The organism is Cohnella thailandensis (assembly GCF_014212135.1).
In the GTDB taxonomy this organism is placed as follows: Bacteria; Bacillota; Bacilli; order Paenibacillales; family Paenibacillaceae; genus Cohnella; species Cohnella thailandensis.
In genome coordinates, this window is sequence record NZ_JACJVQ010000021.1 from 207,814 (window position 1) to 227,669 (window position 19,856).

General features: G+C 58.3%; 14 protein-coding genes. 3 read left to right on the forward strand and 11 right to left on the reverse strand.

Annotation, left to right across the window (positions count from 1 at the left end; translation table 11 throughout):
* Nucleotides 1-6 precede the first annotated feature (6 nt).
* Nucleotides 7-594 (forward strand): TetR/AcrR family transcriptional regulator, encoded by a 588-nt coding sequence (locus H7B67_RS25075; RefSeq protein WP_185122616.1) that lies wholly within the window; start codon nt 7-9, stop codon nt 592-594.
* A 569-nt stretch (nt 595-1,163) separates the two neighbouring features.
* Here H7B67_RS25075 and H7B67_RS25080 read toward each other — a convergent pair.
* A complete protein-coding gene (locus tag H7B67_RS25080) occupies nt 1,164-3,032 on the reverse strand; it encodes an LTA synthase family protein (protein WP_185122617.1) in 1,869 nt (622 codons plus the stop codon).
* 163 nt (nt 3,033-3,195) lie between these two features.
* Between H7B67_RS25080 and H7B67_RS25085 the strand changes: the two genes are divergently transcribed.
* Nucleotides 3,196-3,489 (forward strand): hypothetical protein, encoded by a 294-nt coding sequence (locus tag H7B67_RS25085; RefSeq protein WP_185122618.1) that lies wholly within the window; start codon nt 3,196-3,198, stop codon nt 3,487-3,489.
* Between the two features lie 5 nt (nt 3,490-3,494).
* On the opposite strand, the gene H7B67_RS25090 is transcribed toward H7B67_RS25085, so the two are convergent.
* From H7B67_RS25090 to H7B67_RS31010, 10 genes are all read right to left on the reverse strand, one after another.
* A complete protein-coding gene (locus H7B67_RS25090; protein WP_185122619.1) occupies nt 3,495-3,734 on the reverse strand; it encodes a hypothetical protein in 240 nt (79 codons plus the stop codon).
* Nucleotides 3,731-4,960 carry a Ger(x)C family spore germination protein gene (locus H7B67_RS25095; RefSeq protein ID WP_185122620.1) on the reverse strand — a complete coding sequence of 410 codons (1,230 nt, stop codon included), beginning with the start codon at nt 4,958-4,960 and terminating at the stop codon, nt 3,731-3,733. The genes H7B67_RS25090 and H7B67_RS25095 overlap by 4 nt, the downstream gene beginning before the upstream one ends.
* Nucleotides 4,957-6,066: an endospore germination permease gene (locus H7B67_RS25100; RefSeq protein WP_185122621.1), complete on the reverse strand. Its 1,110-nt coding sequence runs from the start codon at nt 6,064-6,066 to the stop codon at nt 4,957-4,959. The genes H7B67_RS25095 and H7B67_RS25100 overlap by 4 nt, the downstream gene beginning before the upstream one ends.
* A complete protein-coding gene (locus H7B67_RS25105; protein ID WP_245364005.1) occupies nt 6,063-7,682 on the reverse strand; it encodes a spore germination protein in 1,620 nt (539 codons plus the stop codon). Before H7B67_RS25105 ends, H7B67_RS25100 begins: the two co-directional genes overlap by 4 nt.
* Nucleotides 7,683-7,685: 3 nt before the next feature.
* Nucleotides 7,686-8,780 carry a GerAB/ArcD/ProY family transporter gene (locus H7B67_RS25110; RefSeq protein WP_245364006.1) on the reverse strand — a complete coding sequence of 365 codons (1,095 nt, stop codon included), beginning with the start codon at nt 8,778-8,780 and terminating at the stop codon, nt 7,686-7,688.
* Nucleotides 8,781-8,916: 136 nt separating this feature from the next.
* Nucleotides 8,917-9,309 (reverse strand): response regulator, encoded by a 393-nt coding sequence (locus tag H7B67_RS25115; protein ID WP_185122622.1) that lies wholly within the window; start codon nt 9,307-9,309, stop codon nt 8,917-8,919.
* Nucleotides 9,294-9,734 carry a chemotaxis protein CheW gene (locus H7B67_RS25120; protein WP_185122623.1) on the reverse strand — a complete coding sequence of 147 codons (441 nt, stop codon included), beginning with the start codon at nt 9,732-9,734 and terminating at the stop codon, nt 9,294-9,296. Before H7B67_RS25120 ends, H7B67_RS25115 begins: the two co-directional genes overlap by 16 nt.
* Nucleotides 9,735-9,755: 21 nt before the next feature.
* Nucleotides 9,756-11,333: a methyl-accepting chemotaxis protein gene (locus H7B67_RS25125; RefSeq protein WP_185122624.1), complete on the reverse strand. Its 1,578-nt coding sequence runs from the start codon at nt 11,331-11,333 to the stop codon at nt 9,756-9,758.
* Between the two features lie 45 nt (nt 11,334-11,378).
* Nucleotides 11,379-13,952, reverse strand: coding sequence for a chemotaxis protein CheW (locus H7B67_RS25130; RefSeq protein WP_185122625.1), 2,574 nt, complete (start codon nt 13,950-13,952; stop codon nt 11,379-11,381).
* 181 nt (nt 13,953-14,133) lie between these two features.
* A complete protein-coding gene (locus tag H7B67_RS31010) occupies nt 14,134-16,296 on the reverse strand; it encodes a LuxR C-terminal-related transcriptional regulator (protein ID WP_245364008.1) in 2,163 nt (720 codons plus the stop codon).
* Nucleotides 16,297-16,524: 228 nt separating this feature from the next.
* Between H7B67_RS31010 and H7B67_RS25140 the strand changes: the two genes are divergently transcribed.
* The gene (locus tag H7B67_RS25140) at nt 16,525-19,788 is read left to right on the forward strand and encodes a DEAD/DEAH box helicase (RefSeq protein WP_185122626.1); all 3,264 of its coding nucleotides are present in this window, start codon (nt 16,525-16,527) and stop codon (nt 19,786-19,788) included.
* The last annotated feature ends 68 nt before the right edge of the window (nt 19,789-19,856 follow it).

Here is a 19,856-nt window from a genome sequence, read left to right on the forward strand (position 1 = left end):
GGACGCATGAGATGCCGGGAACGAGCTGACGCCTCGGATAATCGCAAGCTTATTTTGCAGACGGCCAAGACCTTGTTCGATACCTACGGAGTGAACGAAGTGAGCATGCACCAGATCGCCAAGACCGCGGGAATCGGCCAGGGCACTTTGTATCGCCGCTATGCCCACAAAGGGGAATTATGCTCCGACTTGATGGAGGATACGGCCAACGCGCTCGTCGAGGATATCGACGCCACTCTCGAGAAGCTTAAGGAAGCGCCGACCGAAGAGCGATTCGGCGCGCTCCTGGATCACCTGGTGGACTTCATCGACGCGAAGTCGCAGCTCTTGATCCCTCTGCACAACGTGTATATGAGCGAGAAGGATACGACGGCCTTCTTCCGTTCGCCGATCTATCTTCACCTGAAGAACGCCCTCTCCTCGCTAGTCGAAGAGAGACTCCGCGGCGAGGACGAGGCGGATTGCCCCGCTTTCCTCTCGCATACGATTCTTTGCTCTCTGAATCCGGTCGGTTACCTGCAGATGAAAGGCGACCTCGGCTTCACCAAAGAAGAGATCAAGCAGCACTACCGCAAGCTGTTCATTCGGGCCTGAATTCGCAGGATGCATGGCGGATGCTGGGACGCAAGGATACTGGGATGCAAGGATACTGGGATGCAAGGATGCAGATCGAACATGTCGAGATTCACCCGCGCAATCCGCGCAGGAATAGAGTATGTCGGACCTCCGCCGATTATCCTTGCGAAGTGCAAGGGCTCGCCCATGAGCATGAGCGGGACCGCTAGGTGGACGAGCCAGCCTTACGCGACAGAGCTCGACGCGACGGGGCTTCGCTGCTATGGACCAAGAAAAAAGACCGCCTGGCTCCCGGCATTACTGCTGAAGTAACTTCTAACGGAAACGACAGCCCTTATCCCGTCGAATAATCGCAAAATTGGTATCTAACGGAAATGAGCGACGCTATTTTGAGGGAAATGGCCCGAAAACAGGCGTCTTGATCAAAATAAGGGCTCGTATTTCCGTTAGAATCGAATGGTGCCGTTCCTTGCCCATTTAACGGCCGTCACTTCCGTTAAAGGTGAACCGCGTACCTATCAAGGCTTGCCCCATACAAATAAACAAGGCCGTCCCAGTATGGGACGGCCTTGGTCTTAGCGAAGCTGTTATTGGTGCTTCGGAAGCGAGCGGACGTACGCGTCCGACATGCTGAGCAGCTCCAGCGCTTGCTCATACTGCTGCAAGTCGCCGCCTTCGCCCTTTTCCCCGGAGAACGACTCGAACTCTCCGTCCCCGAAGCCCTTGCCGGGAACGAACACGCCCTCGTCGTTCATGAACGAGCCCGAAGGAAGATAATAGCGCTGCGGAAGCACGTTGCTCGTCTGGTTCAGGATATCCTGTCCGAAGACGACGTGATCGTTCAGCGGAATGCCCGCCAGGTTCGCGATCGTCGGGAACAGGTCGGACTGGCCGCCCAGCTGCTCGAGCACCTTCGGCTCCGCCGCGGGTTCGCCCGGCGCCGGCGCCGGAAGCTTGAGAATAAGCGGGATGTTCATCATATCCTGAACCTTATACTCCCGGCCGTAGATCTCTTTCATCAGCTTCTTCTCGTCCGAGGTGAGAGAATAAATCGGCAGCCCCTGATGGTCGCCGTAAATGACGATCAGGCTGTTGTCCCACACGCCGTTCGCCTTCAGCTTCTCGATGAATTGCCCGAGCGCCCAGTCCGCGTAATTCTGGGCTTCGATGTAATGGCCGACCAAGGTATCCTCGTATCGTTCCGGAAGCTCCATCTTCGACTTGCGGTGCGGCAGATTGAACGGGTGATGCGCGGACATCGAGATGACCTGGGTATAGAACGGCTTGCCGGTCGCCTGCATCTTCGCGAGCTCGTCCGCCGTTTTCGCGTAAAGCACTTCGTCCGAAGCGGCGAACATGACCGTATCCTCGTCCCCGAAAAACTCGTCGTCATAGTAACGGTCCCAATCCAGAGCCTTGTACAGCTCCTTGCGGTTCCAGAACTCCACATCATTCGTGTGGAAGGTAGCCGTGTCGTAGCCGTGCTCCCCGAACGTCCGGGGCATGCTCGGGAGCTCCTTGTCCGCGTATACCTGGGAAGCCGCTCCGTTCGGCGGAATCAGGAAGGACGTGTTCACGACGAATTCGGCATCCGACGTATTCCCTTGGCCCGCCTGTTGGAAGAAGCGATTGAAGTAGAGGCTCTCCCCGGCCAGCTTGTTCAGGTTAGGAGTGATCTCCTGCCCGTCGATATCGAGGCCGATAAGGAAGTTCTGGAACGCTTCAAGCTGGATGACGATGACGTTCTTGCCTTCGGCAGCTCCCCAATAGGCGGGAACCTCCGGCTCCTGAACGCCCTTCAGCTGCGCGACCGACTCCGGCGTGATCGAGGCGGCATCGACCGGCTCGTCCTTCGAAGCCGCGAAGGCCACGTAAACCTCGTAATTCAGAATGCCCATGCCGCGGGCTTGCACGATCTCGTTCATGCTGTCCCGATTCGGCCATACGGTGCAGAAGCAAGCGATCAAGGAGAGAACTCCGATCGAGACGAAGTAACGGCTCCGCTCGCGTACCGCCGCGTTCCTTCCCCAGGCTCGCATCTTTTTGCTCGAAATCAACGCTATGAAAATAAGAACGATGTCCACATAAATAAGCAGGAAGTAAGGGTGCATGAGAGAGAAGACGCTGCCTTTGACCTCGGTCACCTGATTCACCTGAGAAAGCGCATGATAGGTGACGATAACGCCGAAATACTTGTAGTACATGATGACGGCGAAGTAAACGCTTGTCATTAAGAGATTGGCGATCGCGTAGGCGCCCAGCTTCCTCTTCGGGAAGACCAGCTCGACCAGGCAGAAGACGAACCATATCGCGGGCAGACCGGTTACCAGAGGCATAAGCGCATTCTCGTTCTCGAAGATAACGAAGTGCGCTAGATAGATTTTGAGAGCCATAAGAACGGTAAAGAAGACGAACGGCTTGGAGAAGAACGCTCTCCATCGTTGTCCTGTCGTCATAACATCATCTCCTGGTGAGTAGGTCCGTTCCGAACTTCGCAACTCACCTATTATAGCGGATTTGCCGACCGTTAAAAAGCGAAGCCTTATTTGACTTGACCGCCTTCACGTCTTAAAATCCGGCTAATAAGGTATAATGAGTCGATGAGAGGAAGTGTTTGCCATGACGATCCGCTATTCGCGGCCTTACGACGAGATTCTTGACGAACTGTCCCGCGCGCTCGAGGACATTCCCGATTGCTACGAGACGTTCGAGATGACCCCGGAGGAATGGAACGACTTAGAAAAACCGGAACGCGACGTCTGCATCCGGACGCTTGCGGACGATATGTTCTACGTGCTGGGGTCTTCCGCGCATGCGGAAGCGGGCTCCGGCAAGCTGGAATACGACAAGTCGAGAGGAATCATCAAAGTGATCGCTTCTCCTCAGCTCGTTCATGTCGTAGCCCTGAAGTAACGGCTTCATCCGCCGGCCAACGCCCACTCGAGCCATCTTCCAAGCGGGACGAAGAAGGCCCGGAACAGTCTCACCGGAGTCAGCAATGGCCAGGGGCGCGTCCCCGCCAAGACGATGTAGGCGCTGTATACGACAAAAACCGTATACAGCGCCTTCTCTTTGCCCTTCCCGTCTTCGTTGCCGCTTCTCGTCCAGCCCCGGAAGAGAACGGCCGCGAACGCGGCCAGTATCATCAGCAGCTTCATTTCTTCTCGTCCTCCACCTGCTCGAACATCTTCGTGAAAGATTTGCTCGTGAGCCCCAATCTCTTGAGCGTAAAATCCACGTGCGTCTCCAGCTTTATCCGCGAATACTCTTCGGGCCAATCGGACTTCATCTCGTGCCATCGCTTCGGGTATTTCCGATGAACGAGATCCGCGAAGCCGACGATGTCCGCCTTCAGCTTCTGCGTCTCCTTGAACCCGTCCCTAATAATCGCAAGAATCTCCCCTTCCATTTGCTTCTCCAGCTTGCTTATGACCTCCGGCTTGTCCAGATCGATCTTGCAGCGAGTCTCCAGCAATGTCCCCTCCGCCTTGACGTCGACTATCATTCGAATCGGCTCATTCTCTCCTCGGATGACGGGCTTGACCTTGGTCTTGGAATTCAAGATCTTGATCGCCGATTGGTTTTTGCCTCCCTCGTCCCCGCAGCCGGTGGACAAGACGGTTCTCTTCACCTCGTCCCTCAGAAAGTTTGCTCCCAGCGATTGCTCCGCCTTCAGCCAGCCTTTCAGCTTGCCTTCCTTGAGAACGGCCAGTCTTCCGAGCTTCAGCTTGGAGGACATGGTCGTCTTGTTCATCTGATCCGAAGAAGTGACGGGTTCTCCGCCCGAAATGAAGATCTCGGGAATGACGGCGTTCCTCGCTTCCGAGGTCAGCTCCATGGCCAGCTTGTACATGTTGACGTAGGGCAGAACGGAGAAATTTTTCCTCTCGGTCCTCATCGTCTCCCGGATTCCGTCGCCGGGGATGATCTGGATCTGCAGGAGCTGTTCAAGAATCTTGCGTCCTTCGCCTTTCGTGATCAGGACCGCGACCGTCTCCCGGGAATCGGAATTGCGCAAATAAACGTCGATCAGCTCGTCCAGCCCGTTCTTGGCCAGCTCTTCCCCTACGATCATCACCCGGTTGTGGGAGAAGAACAAGGTGCGCGGACTTTCTAGCGCGCTCTGATAGATGGCTTCCCGAATGGTCGGGCCTTCCGTGGAGTAGACCGTAATGGGAAGCTTGGCGCCTCCCTTCATCGGGCCGAGCGCTCCGGATACGACGGAGGGGATCAGCACCTGGTAGGAGACGATCCACTGGTCCCCCTGGCGATCCACCGCCGTTGCGGAAGTGATCGAGAGCTCGTTCAGCTCGGTCCGGTCCCAACACCCCGTCGTTAACCCCAGAAGCAGGAGCGCGGCCAGCAGCTTGCCCCATTTTTTCACGCGTCGGCGCCCCCTTCGGCTTGCTTGTTCGCCCTCATGAGCCGGCCGAGGACGGCCAGCGCCAAGGGAAACAGAAGATTGCAGACCAGCAGCATGGCGGTAGTGATGCCCGTGGTGAGGTCCTGATTCATGTCATGCGGCCAATTGTAGGAAGTATCCGCCCACAGGAGCAGGCCTACCCCCAGAAGCAGCGGCGAACGGTCGAATGGCAGCTTCAAGGTCGTCTCCAGAAGATGAATCGTTCCGAACAGGAAGATCCCGAGCTTAAGGAAGACGGTCGACATCCAGAAAGTGATAAAGAATACTTCCACCCGTTCGACGAAATTGCCCACCTCGATGAGCCCTACCAAATCGACCATCGAGTACTCCATCGACCTCACGAGATTCGGACCGAAGACGAACAGGGACTGGAGAACCATCACGATGAGCTCCGTGCCCGTGAGGAGGACCCCCCACACCGCTCCCTTGACGGCCTCCTTCGGGCGAATCATATAGGGAGCGACGAGAAGAACGATCGCCACTTCGGAGAACCATCCCAGCGGCGTAACTCCCCCGAGCGCAATGGTTGTCCAAGAGTGTTCCCCGACGGGCTCGATTTGTCGCCACGTCATCTTGCTTATGGTCAAGAGGACCGAGAGAGCCAAGAGGGGAAAGCTCGTCAGCATAAGCAGCACGGAGATTCTCGCGATCGGCTCGATGCCCTTGGCCGCTATGTACATCAAGACGAGAACGGCGGCCCCTTTGAGGACGATCTTGGGCGTATACTCCAGCATCTCCGCGGAGATGAAGGTGATGAACTCGTGCAAGGCAGTCGAGGCGATCGAGAAGTAATACGCCGCGAGCGCGAGTCCCGCCAGAGCGGCCAGCACCCGGCCCGTCGACTCGCCCAGCCCCTTCTGAAACGGAACCCCGCCCTTGGTCCCGGCCGCGAAGCGCCCTAAAGCGAAGGCGGCGACAACGCCGCCGAGGGTGGAAACCAAGAGCGAGATCCAGGCATCCTGCGCGACGGAATTCATGACCGTCTTCGGCAAGATCAGGACGGCCGTCGGCAAGATGGTCGTCATGACGAGCGCGGCGCATTGAAGCTTCGTTACGGTCTGCGTCACGGACTCTTCTCCCCCTTCTTCCGGTCGTGTTTCGAGGGAACGGCGAACGAATTGCCCTGTCTTATCTTGTTGCGCTGAAAATGAGCGATTGGGCGCGTCTTCATCAGCGGCCAAGGCACGCGCACCCACACGTCCTTCATGTTGCCCCAGACGATAGGAGCGAGCGGCGTCATGTACGGGACGCCGAAAGACTTCAAGCTGACGAGATGGATGAGCAGAACCATAAGGCCGGACATGATCCCGAACAGGCCCAAGGTTCCCGCGAGGAGCATCAAGACGAAGCGGATCAGCCGCGCGCCCGAGGACATGTTCGTCGAAGGGATAACGAAGTTCGCGATGGCCGTGAAGGACACGACGATGATCATCGCCGCGGACACCAATCCGGCCTGTACGGCCGCTTGGCCGAGCACGAGTGCGCCGACGATCGAGATCGCGGATCCGACGACCCGCGGCATTCGAACCCCGGCCTCCCGGAGGACCTCGAAGGTAAGCTCCATGAGCAAGGCTTCGACAAGCGCCGGGAAGGGAATGCCTTCCCGCTGCGACGCGAGGCTGATCAGCAGCGGAGTCGGCAGCATCTCTTGATGGAAGGTCGTCACCGCGATATAGAGAGACGGCAGCAGAATGGAGACGAGGAAGGAGATGTACCGGATGATCCGCAGAAAAGAAGCGATATCGTACCGTTGATAGTAATCCTCGCTCGATTGGAAGAACTTCACGAACGTCGTGGGAGCGAGCAGCACGAAGGGGCTTCCGTCGACGACGATCGCTATCTGCCCTTCGAGCAGGCCCGCCGCCACGGCATCCGGACGCTCCGAATTCTGCATCAGGGGGAACGGCGTCCAGAGCTCGTCCTGGATGTACTCTTCCACGTAGCCGCTGTCGAGAATGCTGTCGACGTCTATTCGCGACAGCCGATCCCGAACCTCCGTCAAGGGCTTCTCGAGCACGATTCCATCGATATATAGAATATTGACGAAGGTTCTCGTCTGGCGGCCGATCGTGAAGCTTTCCACCCGAAGGTCGGGCGTTTTGATGCGGCGGCGCAACAGCGTCATATTGGTGAGTATGCTCTCGGTGAAGCTCTCCTTCGGCCCTCTCGTCACCGTCTGGGAGCTCGGCTCCTCGACCGATCTTCTCTCCCCTCCGGTCGTCGACGCGGCGAATCCCATGGGAGTTCCGTCGACGAGCACGATCGTATACCCATTCAAGATATGGGTCAGAAGGTCCCCCATCTTGTCCATCTCGACGAGACGGCCGACCGGGAGCGTTTCGCGGAGGCGGGAGATCCGATCGCCGTGAAGGCGCCCTACCGTCCATTCGACGAGCGGCGTCATCACGTACCGGTTCACGAAGTCGCTGTCGACGATGCTCTCCAGATAGAGGACCGAGACTTCGCTGTCTCCCGGCCTCCCGCCGAGCTCTCTTACCGTCAGGTCGGCGCTGTCTCCGAACAGGGAGCGGATGCGGGAGAGATTCTTCTTTAAGCTGCGGGACAACGACGCGGTCAAGTCTTCGGAGTCCCTCGGACCTTGCCTGGATCCGGACGCCGAATCCCGGCGCTTCGCGCGGCCGGACCGCCGGAAGAAGGGAAGCATATGCCCGAACCATCTCATGGGTTAGTCCTCCGCTCTTCGGGATTGGGGAGATCGTAGGAGAATAACGGCAAGCAGGATAAAGGGGATGACGATCTGGAAGATCGGAAAATGATAGTTCAGGTTCAGCTTAAACCCGATTCTCACTTGTTCCATATAGCTGCGGAAAGCCAGCGAGCCGACGAAGATGAGCAAGCCGATCGGAAGGATGCAGCGCCTCCATTGGCGGCCCAGCACCTGCGAGAGAGCGAGCACGGCCCCGAGATAATAAGCCGTCTGCTTCAGATAGACCCCCGTGAACAGGAGCAGCAGGACGACGGGATCCATTCTCTCCACGATGCCTGCCACCCGTACGAGATTGGTCACCTGCAGCAACGGAATGACGGCGAAGAAGCTGAGCTTGCCAAGAACCGCGAGGATGATGGCGTTCGTAATAACGAGAAAAATTCCGGCGCCCGCAAAGGACAACAGCGTCGTTCGAACGGTCTTCGGAACGGATTCGGTATACCGCCAGAACATCAGAAACAGTACCATCTCGCCGAACGGGAACGAGACGAGCTCGGGCAGGGCGGCGAGAACGACGGGCTTCAGTCCATGCTCCAGAACCGGTTCCAAATTCTCCGGGTGAACCGCATTGGACATAAAGGCGAAGGAGAAAAGGAATACGTAGAAGAGAATGATCCAAGGGAACAGGAACTCCATCAGGCGAAAGAACACTTCAACGCCGTGGTACACGGCATAAGCGGACAATAGCACGGCCACGAGCAGCAGAAAAGCAAGGGGGGTATTCGGCAGCAGAAACGTATTGAGCAGATCGCCGAACTCCCTTACGTTGCGAACGGATTTATAAGAGAAGTAGAGCACGTAAGCCAACGCGACCGTCGTCCCGAGTATGCGGCCGAAATACTTCGGCAGAAGCTCGATCAAGGTGAGGTTCGGTTCCTTGCGAAAAATAGGAAGCGTAGCCGACAACAGCAGCAGTCCTCCGGCCAGCATGCCGATGAATACCGCGATCCAAGCATCCCCCTTGGCCGCTCCGGCGAGAAGAAACAGCGGCGAGCTCCCCAACTGAAAAAGGAAGACCGCCGCCGCAAGCTGGTTTTGACTCATTGCTTGCATGACGGTCCCAACCTTCTCTCGTGCGGGTATGGCGTTAATATGGTTGAATTGGTAAGTTTTTATTCCCGCTTGGGCGGCGACGGCAAAAAAACAGCAGCCATTCTCCGCACGGCGTGCGGGGAATGGCTGCTTCTATTTAGGATTCGCCGGTTTCGCCGGTCAAGGAAGGAATGGCCAACGCCTTCGAGACGACATCGAGCACCCGGCTCTCGTAGAACGGCTTGGCAACGAAGTCCCATGCGCCCGCGCGTATCGCGTCCGCGATCATGTTCTGCTGGCCGAGCGAGGAGAAGATAACGATTTTCGCGCTCGGATCCTTCTCCCGGATGTGCCGAATGGCGGTAATTCCGTCCATGACCGGCATCGTGATGTCCATCGTGATCAACTCCGGCCGATGCCGTAGGTAGAGCTCGACCGCTTCCAAGCCGTTGCGGGCTTCCGCCGCGATCTCATGCCCTCCCTTGATCAAGAGGCTGGCCAGAAGCTCTCTCATGATAGGAGCATCGTCCGCGATCAGGATTCGTGCCATGCTTGTCCCTCCAAGATGCTGGACAAGCTCAAGATGCCGACCAGCCCTTCGTCCGAATGCCCGATGGCTTCGCAATTAAAGCCTTCCTTGCGCGCCTGCGCTTCTTCGGCAGGCTGAATCGAGCTCAGCGTGACGACCTGGGATACTCCGTCCACTTTCACGCCGACCAGCTCTCCCCGGTAATTGGCGACGACGATTCTCGCCTTGGAGGTGAATTCGATCTCCCCCATTCCGAGCTGATGCCTCAAACTGACGATCGGCACCATATTCCCTCGCACGTTCGTAACCCCAAGGATGTGGGACTTGCTGCCGGGGATTTTCGTGACATGCTGAGGCTTAATGATCTCGCCGATCTCCTCGATCCGAATCGCGTACCGTTGTCCGGCAACCTCCAGCTTCACATATTGGTCCATCGTTTCGCTCATTGCCGTCCCCCCGCTCTCCGCTTACAGTTTGAATGCCATCGCGTTTTTCTGAAGCTCTTCCGCCAATTGGGCCAGGGATACCGTCGAGGCGGACGTCTGCTCGGAAGCCGCCGCTACCTGGTCGCTGGCCGCCGCGATCGTCTCGATCGATTGCAGGACGTCCTCGGATTGAGCCGATTGCTCCTCGCTCGCGGCCGCGATCTCCGCCACCTGCTGGGCCGTCTCGTTCGCGCTGGAGATGATGCCGTCAAGCGCCTCTCCGGTACGCCGCGACAGAAGTATCGCTTTCTCCACCGCCTCGACGCTTTGAATCGTATTGCCCTGCATGCCCTTGATGATGGCTCCGATCTGCTTCGTCGCCGCCGAGCTTCTCTCCGCCAGCTTGCGCACCTCGTCCGCGACGACGGCGAACCCGCGGCCCTGCTCTCCCGCTCTCGCGGCCTCGATGGCCGCGTTCAAGGCCAGGAGGTTCGTCTGCTCGGCGATGTCGGCGATGACTTCGAGAATGTCGCCGATCTTGTCCGAATCTTCTCTCAGGTGAGCCATCACTTCTCCCACTTGATCCATGGCCTGAAGGGACTCTCCGACCACCTTGCCTCCTTCGATCGCTCCCTGACGCGTGTTATCGGAGAGAGACGCGGCTTCTTCCGCGCTTCTGGCGACCGAATCGATCGCCCTGGACAGCTCGCGGATCAGCTCGTTGATGCTCTGCACGTTGCGAGCCTGGTCCATGACGCTGCTCGAGATCTCTTGGGACGAGCCCGAGATCTGTTCCGAGGCGGCCGCCACGCTATGGGAGGAGCTGGAGACATTGCCCGCCAGCGTGCGCAGGTTGTCGATCATTCCGTTGACGGAGTCGGATACTTGGCCGATCTCGTCCTTGAGGCGAAGCGTGGACTTCTCCGTCAAATCGCCCGTCGCTACCTTGGAGAGCAGGCCGGCGATCTTGCGAAGCGGGGAGGAGATCAACTGCGAGATCCACAAACCGAGAAGCAGCGCCAGCACGATGGCGACGGCGCTTAGCGCAAACACGGTCCCGCGGCTGGACTCGACCGCGTCCACCGAGTCGCCGGAGGCGGTGTTGGAGGCCTCGAACGCGCTGTCCTGGAGCTCCGCTAATTTCGCTTGCGCGTTCTCGAAATTGTCCTGAGTCTCGCTTACGAGTCTTCTCGCGTTCGAGATATCTTCCGCTCCCATTCCCGCGGCAAGAATGTCCGGAATGTTAGAGGCGAATATCTCGTATTCTTCGCTGAAGGCATCGTAAATCGCTTTCGCTTCCGGACTCCCCGCTACCTGAGCTTTCGTCTTCTCGCGAATAGAATCTATCGTAGCAAGAGTGGAATCCAGCTTCTCCTTATAATCCGCTTCCTTGTCGGGCTGGGTCTCGATCGTGATTTGAAGAACGAGTCTCTGCGCTTCGTTAACATTGGTGGTTAGGTCCGACATATTCGACATGATCGGCATCCATCTGTCCCTGATCTCCTTGGAGTTGTCTCCGATTCTATCCATTTGATTCAATGAGATTAAGGTGATTACGATCATTAGCAGCAGAACGACGATAAAACTTCCAAGCAGCTTCTTGCGAATCGTCAACTTCATTGCGGCGCACCCCTTGTGCCTGATAGTTTTACTCTCGAAGTCTATTTAGTAAGACAACAAAGCCTCTCTTAAGGTAAGAGTCTCGTCGATTCGCGGAGGCCTCTTATCGATTCCAAGCAGGATGATCATTTGCCCGCGGGCGTGGTAGACTCCTTCGATCCAATCGGACTGCACGGACGGAAGCACCTCGAGCGCGGATTCCGCTTCGCTCTTGCGAATCTTGAGAATTTCCCCGATCTCGTCCGTCCATATCCCGAGCTCGCGGCCGTCCAGCTCCATGACGATAATTCTCGACGAATCCTTTAGCGATCGCGAAGCAAGCCCAAGTCCGCGGCTCAGATCGATCACCGGAACGGTTCTGCCTCGCAGCTGGATCATTCCCATGACCCCGCCGGGCGACGCCGCGATCGTGAACAGCTGCGGCACCGTGATGATCTCCCTGACCTTGCCGGCCCGGATCGCGTATTGCTCCCGTTCCATCCGGAAGGACACGTACTGCTCCTCGAGCTCCGCGGAGGCGGCATGAGCCGCATGCTGCTCTTCTTGCCGGAAGGCGAGATGATCCTCGCGGCAGAAAGCGGCGGCATCGAGGATCAAGCCGACTCGGCCGTCTCCGAGCAAGGTGGCTCCCGCCAGATAAGGAACCTGGCCGACGTAGCTTCCAAGCGACTTGATCACGATCTCCTGATTGCCGATCGTCCGGTCGACGACCAGACAGACCCGTTTCTCCGCCACTCCGATCATGACGATCAGCGGTCTTCCCTCCGTGCCGGATTCGGTTCTCGCGCCGCCAAGCCCGAGCTTGTCCGCCAGCCGGACCAGCGGGAAGACGGAGCCCCGAATCACGCATACCTCCTGTCCCTGCAGGTTCTGCAGCTGCTCCGGCTCGAGCCGGACGATCTCGACGACATTCACGAGCGGAAGCGCGAACGAATGCTCCCCGACGCCTACCAGCAAGGAACGAATGATCGCCAGCGTGAGCGGCAGCTTGATCGTAAAGGTCGTTCCTCTCCCGACCTTCGTGTCGATATCGACCAACCCGTTCAGCCGCTCGATATGGGCCCGGACGATATCCATGCCGACGCCGCGTCCCGAGAGGTCCGTCACCTGCCGGGCGGTGGACACCCCCGATCGGAAGATCAGCTGGACGGCCTCGTGATCGGACAGCTTGTCGGCCTCGGCCTGCGTAATGACGCCCTTGCCGACGCAAGCGGCCTTGATCTTGGCCGGATCGATTCCCTTGCCGTCGTCGGAGATGGTAATGACGATATGATTGTCTTGATGGGCGGCTTTGAGGACGATCTTCCCCTGCCTCGGCTTGCCCAGAAGCAAGCGCTCCTCGGGAAGCTCGATCGCATGGTCGGCGCAGTTGCGGAGAATATGGATGATCGGATCGCCGATCTCCTCGATAAGCGTCCGGTCCAGCTCCGTCTCCTTCCCTTCCATGACGAAGTCGAACTCCTTGCCGACCTGCTGGGCGACGTCCCGCATCATGCGGGGGAAGCGATTGAACAGCTGCTCGATCGGCAGCATCCTCGTCTTCATCATGCCGTCCTGCAGCTCGCCGATCACCTTGTCGATCTGGTGGGCGATATCCCCCAACTCGTTGATATCGGGCTGCTCGCCGAATTGCTCGTTCAATCTTTTCCTAACCTCGTGCAGCCTCGTGTTATCGATCAGCAGCTCTCCCACGAGATTAAGCAGCTTCTCCAGCCGCTCGACGTCGACCCGGACCGTCTGGCCGCCTCTCGCCGATCTCGCTTCCGCGCTTGCGCCGGACCCTCCCGGCGCGGAGGCCTCCGAAGCGCTTTGCTTGCGCTCCTCTTCCTCCGCGGCCAGCTCGGCGCGTTCGACGGCCGTTACGTTAAACTCGCCCATCTGGGAAACCTGGGACAGCCTCTGGCCGATCGTTCGCTCCTCTTCCGAAGTCAGTAGAAGGAATTCGACGTAAGCGTGCCGGGAATCGGATTCCGCCAGCTCCTCCGGCGTCGGATAAGAGGCGATAACCTCTCCCAGCTCCTGCATCAGGTTGTTCACGACGAGCGCCCTGGCGTACGCGAAGGTCTCGTCGGGCATAAAGTGAGCTCTGATTCTCAGCGCGCGGAAGCCATTCTCCCATGCGTGAAGAATCGCTTTGCTATGGAAGCCGTCGATCGCGATTCCCGGTCCCGCGGCGCCGCCGCCTTCTTTCTTGGCGTCGGAGACTGCCGGACGCCCATCGGCGCCTTCGCCTAGCGAGAACGGCGTCAATCGGCCGAGCAGCTCGCCGATGTCTCTCTCGTTCTCCCCTCTGCCCTCTTGAATATCCCCCTTCATCGCCTTGATCTCGTCCACGCAATCGAACAGCACGTTCATGAGCGCTTGGCTGACGCACAGCCGATCGCTTCGCATCAGATCGAAGATATTCTCCATCTGATGGGTCAGCTCCTTGATCCGGATTAACCCCATCGCCGCCGATGACCCTTTCAGCGTATGGGCCGCCCGAAAGATCGTTCCTATCGTGTGCGGCTGAGCGGAATCCCTCTCGAGCTCCAGCAGACGTTCGTCCAGAATTTGCAGCTGCTCGTCCAATTCATCCAGGAACAAGCCTAAATATTCAGACATGGTGTCGTGATGCACTTGCTGTCCCCTCCATCTCGTCCGCAGGTCCTAGTTCGAACGCCGCATCTTTCCGTACAAATTCCATTTCTTTATTAATTATGCAAATAAAGCGGCGCGGCTTCCTATCCTCGTCCCTTCTTATTTCCTCGATTCCGGGATGGGAAGCCTTTCCTCTAGGAATAGGGCTTTTTTATCGGTATCAGGTCTTAAGCAGCTTGACCATGGCGGACGTTCGGTCCGCGACGCCTAGCTTCGTATAGATTTTCGTCAGGTGATTTTTTACCGTATGGGCGCTGATGAACATATGCTCCGCGATCTCCTGATTCGTACAGCCCTGGATGAGAAGCTCCAGAACCTCTCTCTCCCGCAGAGTAAGGGACGATAGACTTCGCTCCTCGTCCTCGCGAAGCAGTCTCGCGGGACCGATGGCAATCCGATTCACGCTGGGAGCTTGCTCCTCCAGGAGCTCCTCGAACGCCGCCCTCACGCCGATAGCGACGGACTGCAAGTCGCCCCCCGGCCCGATCGGCGAATCCGCCTGCGACCGGTTGAGAACCAAGGCGAGAGCCTGCGCTTCCTGGCTGTAACCGTACGCGAGATAGGCATCCGCCTGTCCGCGATGCTCGATCACGGCCTTCGCCTCCTCCAGAAGCCCGATGGCATCGGCATGCCAAGGAATCGTTTCCCATAGGAAGCTCGTCTCATATCGACTGACCATATAGGCTTGATCGATACGCTCCCTCGCCTCCGGAGCGAAGCCCATTCGTCTCGATAGAGCGTCCAGAAGCTCCCGGTTCCTAAGAAGGACGGGATAGCCTTCCGGATCCCAATAGGAGAGAGAATAGCCCAGCAGCTCGAGATTGCTTCGATTGGGAGTCGCCTCCCGCTGCCAAAGCTCGAACAATCTCATCTCCCCGATGATGGCCAGGGAAGAGAGGAAGAACCGATCCACCTCCTCGGTCCTTCTATCCGGCATTCCGACGGACAGGACCCCCGCGACCCTGCTCCCATAGTAGAGAGGAATCTCCAGCGCCGGCACTCCCCAGCTAGTCCTCCGATAGCAAGGGCTTCGCTCCTTCGGTCCGCCCGCTCCGGATGCGAAACGAAGGTAACGTTCCGAGAGCTCTCCCGCATAGCGGGCGACATGCTCCGAGCTTAGCCCCTTGGATACCGCCTGGGCTTCTACCGTTCGCCCCGGCTCTCCGAATAGAACGATTCCGCTGAAGGAGCCGCCGATCAGCTTATGCATCGACTCCACCATAATCGATAGAATTCGTTTCGGATCCTGCATGGCGTCGATGGAATGGTGAATTTCGCTCAGCATCGACAGCAGCAGCGCTTGCCGCTTCTGAGTCGCCTGCAACCCGGCGCCATGCAAGCGGCTCCCCCAATGGTTAGCCAGGCTCTGCACAAGCTCCAGAACGAACGGACTCGGCCGCCGCGCCGTTGCCATCCCGCCGAAGAGCACGCCTTGCACCTCCTCCTTGACGAAGATCGGATAGCACGCCGCCCACTCCAGCTCGCAGCCGGATCGAGAGAACAGAGCTCCTCCCGATTTGCCGGAGGCCTGTTCCCAGATCGTTCTTTTCCGGATCAGAGCGGCATGACCCAGGCAGCCTTCCCCCGAATGAAAGGACTGTCCCAAGAGCAGCAAGCCCCGATCCTCGCCGATCGCGGACACGATCTCGAACCGTTCGTGCTCCATTTTCCTAGCGTATCCGGCAACCTCGAAATCGGCCGTCAGGAGCATCAGACGCAGCGCTTCCTCTTCGTTCGCGTCGGCAGCGGAAGAAGTCCACCGGTTCATCGTCTGCAGAAGACTCAACTCGCGGGCGGCGCGGAGATCCGATTCCTCGCTATCCCTTAGAACGGCCGCCGCCACCTCCGCGAATTCCCCGATCCTGCTCATGATCTCGGAGGAATGCGAGCTTTGGGCCGAAGGAATGGCTTCGAGCGCGTTAGAGATCGAAAGCCCCAGTTCCAGCCCCCTGAACGAATCCGCCCCCGATCGCTCGGATTCCCGCCATCCGTCATCGAGCCATGGTCCTGCCCAGACCGTTCCGTTCGGTTCGCCGGGAATCTTAAGAGGAGCGACGATGTATTTCATGTTGAGGAAGGTCCCGTAATCGTATCTCGTCACCGCCTGGATCTCCCTTACGTAAGGAGCCTGTCTCTCCAGCGCGGCATAAATATCGCACCCGTCCAATTGGAGCATCAAGCGCGACAAGGCCTCCCCGCTCTCGGTCAGAGAAGGCCTCGTCAAGGGCTTGCCCTGGCAATCGGCCATCGCGATGCTCAGCTTATGCGCTGCGCAATAGGTATCTTGCAGATTCTGAAGAACGCCCTGTTTGGCTCTATCCATGTTGTCCGATTCCCTGCCTGTTCGGTAGTTATTTCCATGATACAACAGACCTAACTTTTGATTCGATAGCCCTAAAGGACCCGTTATGGGAATTCCTAGACGGAATGTCCTATACGATTTTGCGGGAGTACGCTCCGGTGCCGCTTTCGTTTATCCCACCGACTCTGTGGTATAATGAAATATTAATAACATTCGCTTTATTTCAGCGGGCGAGGAAGGAACCTCCGAATGAGCCGTTCGTTATCGCTTCAGCAGATCAAGCTGCTGTGCGGCCAGATTGCTTATGAACGAGGACTCAAGTATTACGAAGCTCACCGGGTCATGGAGGTGAACTTCAACGAGGCCGACAGAAGGTACGAGGCTTACGTATGGGGCAGCGCGAGATATACCGTACGAATCATCATGGACGATTCCGGCATCGAAGACGCGCGGTGCGATTGCGAAGCCCGTCACTCGCAGTACTTCTGCAAGCATATCGCCGCCGTCCTGATCCATCTTTATAACGAGCAATTGGCGCGCGAGCCTCAAGAAACGAGCGCGCCGGCCGTCCGTCCGGCGGAGCCCCCCGCCTTCAGCAGCCGCGACATTCAGTTCACGAAGAACATGATCTCGTTATTCGACACCCCCCTCTCCTCCTCCGGGGAGCTTGGGGAGCTGGCTGCGGAGCCCGTCTACCTGGACGCGGAGTTCACTTGCCGAATCGTCTCGGAGCACAGCCGGTCCCCGCTCTTCGCCATAGAGATGAAGGTAGGCCCCAAGCGGCTGTACATCGTGCAGAAGATCAAGGACTTCCTCGGCAAAATCGAGCAGCAGCTCCCCTATGCCTTCGCCAAGCTGTTCACTTACGATCCGGGCGTTCACCTCTTCCGTCCGGAAGACGAGGCGATCGTGCGCCGATTGATCAGCATCGCCCGGAGCGAGGCCGCTTATCGGGAAGCTTATCGCCATGTCGGAGCCGCCTTCGCCTTGCAACAGGATAGGGCTCTTATTCTTCCGCCGATGGCCTGGGAGGAGCTGCTCCCCTTGTTCGAACAAACGAACGTCCGGTTCGAGCAGGGGATGCGGGAAGCGGAGAGAATCGTCATCGCCGATTCTCCCCTTCCGATGGAATTCCAGATCAACCCTTCGGCCGGGGACGGCTACCAGCTCGATATTCACGGGCTCGACCGCGTTCAGGTCATGGACACCTACGGCTATGTGGCGGCGGATGCGGTCTTATACCGGGTGGACGATTCCACCATGCGCAGGTTGGATGAGCTGAAGAAGATGTTCGCCTATAAATCGGCGAAGCAAGTGCTCATCCCTCCCGCCCAGATCGAGCCGTTCATGGACCGGGTCATTCCAGGACTAAGGCGGATGGGAGAGGTCGTCATCGCGCAAGCCGTCTCGGACCGGATCATCAGCCCGCGCCTGCGCCCTAAGCTCGATCTGGACTGGGTGAACGAACGGCTGCTCGCCCGGCTGACCTACGAATACGGCGATATTACGATCGATCCGATGCGGCCGGAGCGGGGCCGGCAGACGAGCGAGGACCGTATACTGCTCCGGGACGTCGAGACGGAGAGCCGCATCATGAGCCTGATCGAGATGGCGGACTTCAAATACAACGGGAGCGAGCTCTATCTCGACGACGAGGACGAGATCTACCGCTTCCAGTTCCGTCTCCTTCCCCAGCTCGAGAAGCTGACGGAGGTCGCGTCCACCTCGGTCATGAGAGAGGCTCTTCAGCAGCCGCTCTCTCCGCCGAAGCTGATGCTCGACGTGGACCCGATGACAAGGTGGCTGGAGGTTCGCTTCGACATGGAGGGAATCGACGAGCAAGAGATCCAAGCCATCCTTCGGAATCTCGTCGAGAAGAAATCCTATTACCGCCTGTCCGGAGGCGGCTTCCTGTCCTTGGAGGACGAGAGCTTCCGGGACATCGCCAGCCTTATGGACGAGATGGAGCTTCGCGCCTCCGAGATCAAGGGATCGAGGCTCGATCTCTCCGTCGTGCGCGGGCTCTCCTTGATGGATGCGAAGCCCAGGGGAAATTACGTGAAGTTCGGCCGCTCGCTCCGCCAGCTTCTGGAGAACATGCGCAACCCGGACAATCTCGACTTTGCCGTGCCCGAGGAGCTCGGCTCCATTCTGCGCGAATACCAGAAGCTTGGCTTCCAATGGATGAAGACGCTCGCTTATTATCACTTCGGAGGCATTCTCGCCGACGACATGGGATTGGGCAAAACCTTGCAAGGAATCGCCTTCATCGAATCCGAGAGGACCGCCATCCGCGAATCGGGCCTGCCGGTGCTGATCGTATCGCCGGCATCGCTCATCTACAATTGGAAGAACGAGATCGCCAAGTTCGCGCCCGGCCTGAACGCCGTCATCGCCGCCGGGGCGAAACAGGAGAGAAGCGGGATTCTGGACGATCTGGAGCAGGTAGACGTGCTGATCACCTCCTACCCCTTGCTGCGGCGGGATATGGAGCTCTATGCGAAGCAGCGCTTCCACTGCCTCATTCTCGACGAGGCGCAGATGATCAAGAATCATGCGACCCAGACGGCCCAAGCCGTCAAGCTGCTCAAAGCCAAGTACCGCTTCGCCCTGACCGGAACCCCGATCGAGAATTCCCTCGACGAGCTGTGGTCGCTGTTCGACGCCGTGTTCCCCGAGCTGTTCGGAAGCAAGCGGGCATTCGCGGAGCTGTCGCGGGAGGCGATCGCCAAGCGGGTCAAGCCGTTCATTCTTCGCCGGATGAAGAGCGACGTCCTGAAGGAGCTGCCGGACAAGATCGAGACCCTGCAGATGTCGGAGCTTACCGACGAGCAGAAGAAGCTCTATGTCGCCTATCTGGCGCGGCTGCAAGCGGAGACTCTGATGCACCTGCAGACGGAAGGCTTCCAGAAGAGCCGCATGAAGATTCTCGCGGGACTCACCCGGCTTCGCCAGCTCTGCTGCCATCCCGCCTTGTTCGTAGAGAACTACGAGGGCGATTCCGGCAAGCTGGAGCAGCTGCTCGAGATCGTCGAGGAAGCTCTGGGCGCCGGGAAAAGGATGCTCATCTTCTCGCAGTTCACTTCGATGCTCCATATCATCCGCGAGGAGATCGCGCTGAGAGGGTTAAGCTGCTTCTACCTGGACGGCTCCACTCCTTCGCAGGAGAGAGTCGAGCTGTGCGAACGCTACAACGCCGGCGAGCAGGACATCTTCCTTATCTCCCTGCGCGCGGGAGGAACCGGCCTTAATCTGACCGGCGCGGATACGGTGATCCTCTACGACCTCTGGTGGAACCCCGCCGTCGAGCAGCAAGCCGCCGACCGCGCCCACCGGATCGGCCAGAAGAACGTCGTGCAGGTTATCCGGCTTGTCACGCAGGGCACGATCGAGGAGAAAATGGTGGAGCTGCAGAAACGCAAGATGGATCTGATCGCGGAGGTCATCCAGCCGGGCGAAGAAGCGCTGTCCACGATCACGGAGCAGGAGATTCGCGAACTGTTGATGATATAAAGAAAAGGCAAAGCCCGGGTCGACGGATGACCTCGGCTTTGCCTTTTTCTTGCAGCGATGCCCCGCTC

Coding starts and splice junctions, on each gene's coding strand:
- H7B67_RS25075 (WP_185122616.1), top strand. CDS start 7: ATGAGATGCCGGGAACGAGCTGACGCCTCGGATAATCGCAAGCTTATT.
- H7B67_RS25080 (WP_185122617.1), bottom strand. CDS start 3,032: ATGACGACAGGACAACGATGGAGAGCGTTCTTCTCCAAGCCGTTCGTC.
- H7B67_RS25085 (WP_185122618.1), top strand. CDS start 3,196: ATGACGATCCGCTATTCGCGGCCTTACGACGAGATTCTTGACGAACTG.
- H7B67_RS25090 (WP_185122619.1), bottom strand. CDS start 3,734: ATGAAGCTGCTGATGATACTGGCCGCGTTCGCGGCCGTTCTCTTCCGG.
- H7B67_RS25105 (WP_245364005.1), bottom strand. CDS start 7,682: ATGAGATGGTTCGGGCATATGCTTCCCTTCTTCCGGCGGTCCGGCCGC.
- H7B67_RS25110 (WP_245364006.1), bottom strand. CDS start 8,780: ATGCAAGCAATGAGTCAAAACCAGCTTGCGGCGGCGGTCTTCCTTTTT.
- H7B67_RS25115 (WP_185122622.1), bottom strand. CDS start 9,309: ATGGCACGAATCCTGATCGCGGACGATGCTCCTATCATGAGAGAGCTT.
- H7B67_RS25120 (WP_185122623.1), bottom strand. CDS start 9,734: ATGAGCGAAACGATGGACCAATATGTGAAGCTGGAGGTTGCCGGACAA.
- H7B67_RS25125 (WP_185122624.1), bottom strand. CDS start 11,333: ATGAAGTTGACGATTCGCAAGAAGCTGCTTGGAAGTTTTATCGTCGTT.
- H7B67_RS31010 (WP_245364008.1), bottom strand. CDS start 16,296: ATGGATAGAGCCAAACAGGGCGTTCTTCAGAATCTGCAAGATACCTAT.
- H7B67_RS25140 (WP_185122626.1), top strand. CDS start 16,525: ATGAGCCGTTCGTTATCGCTTCAGCAGATCAAGCTGCTGTGCGGCCAG.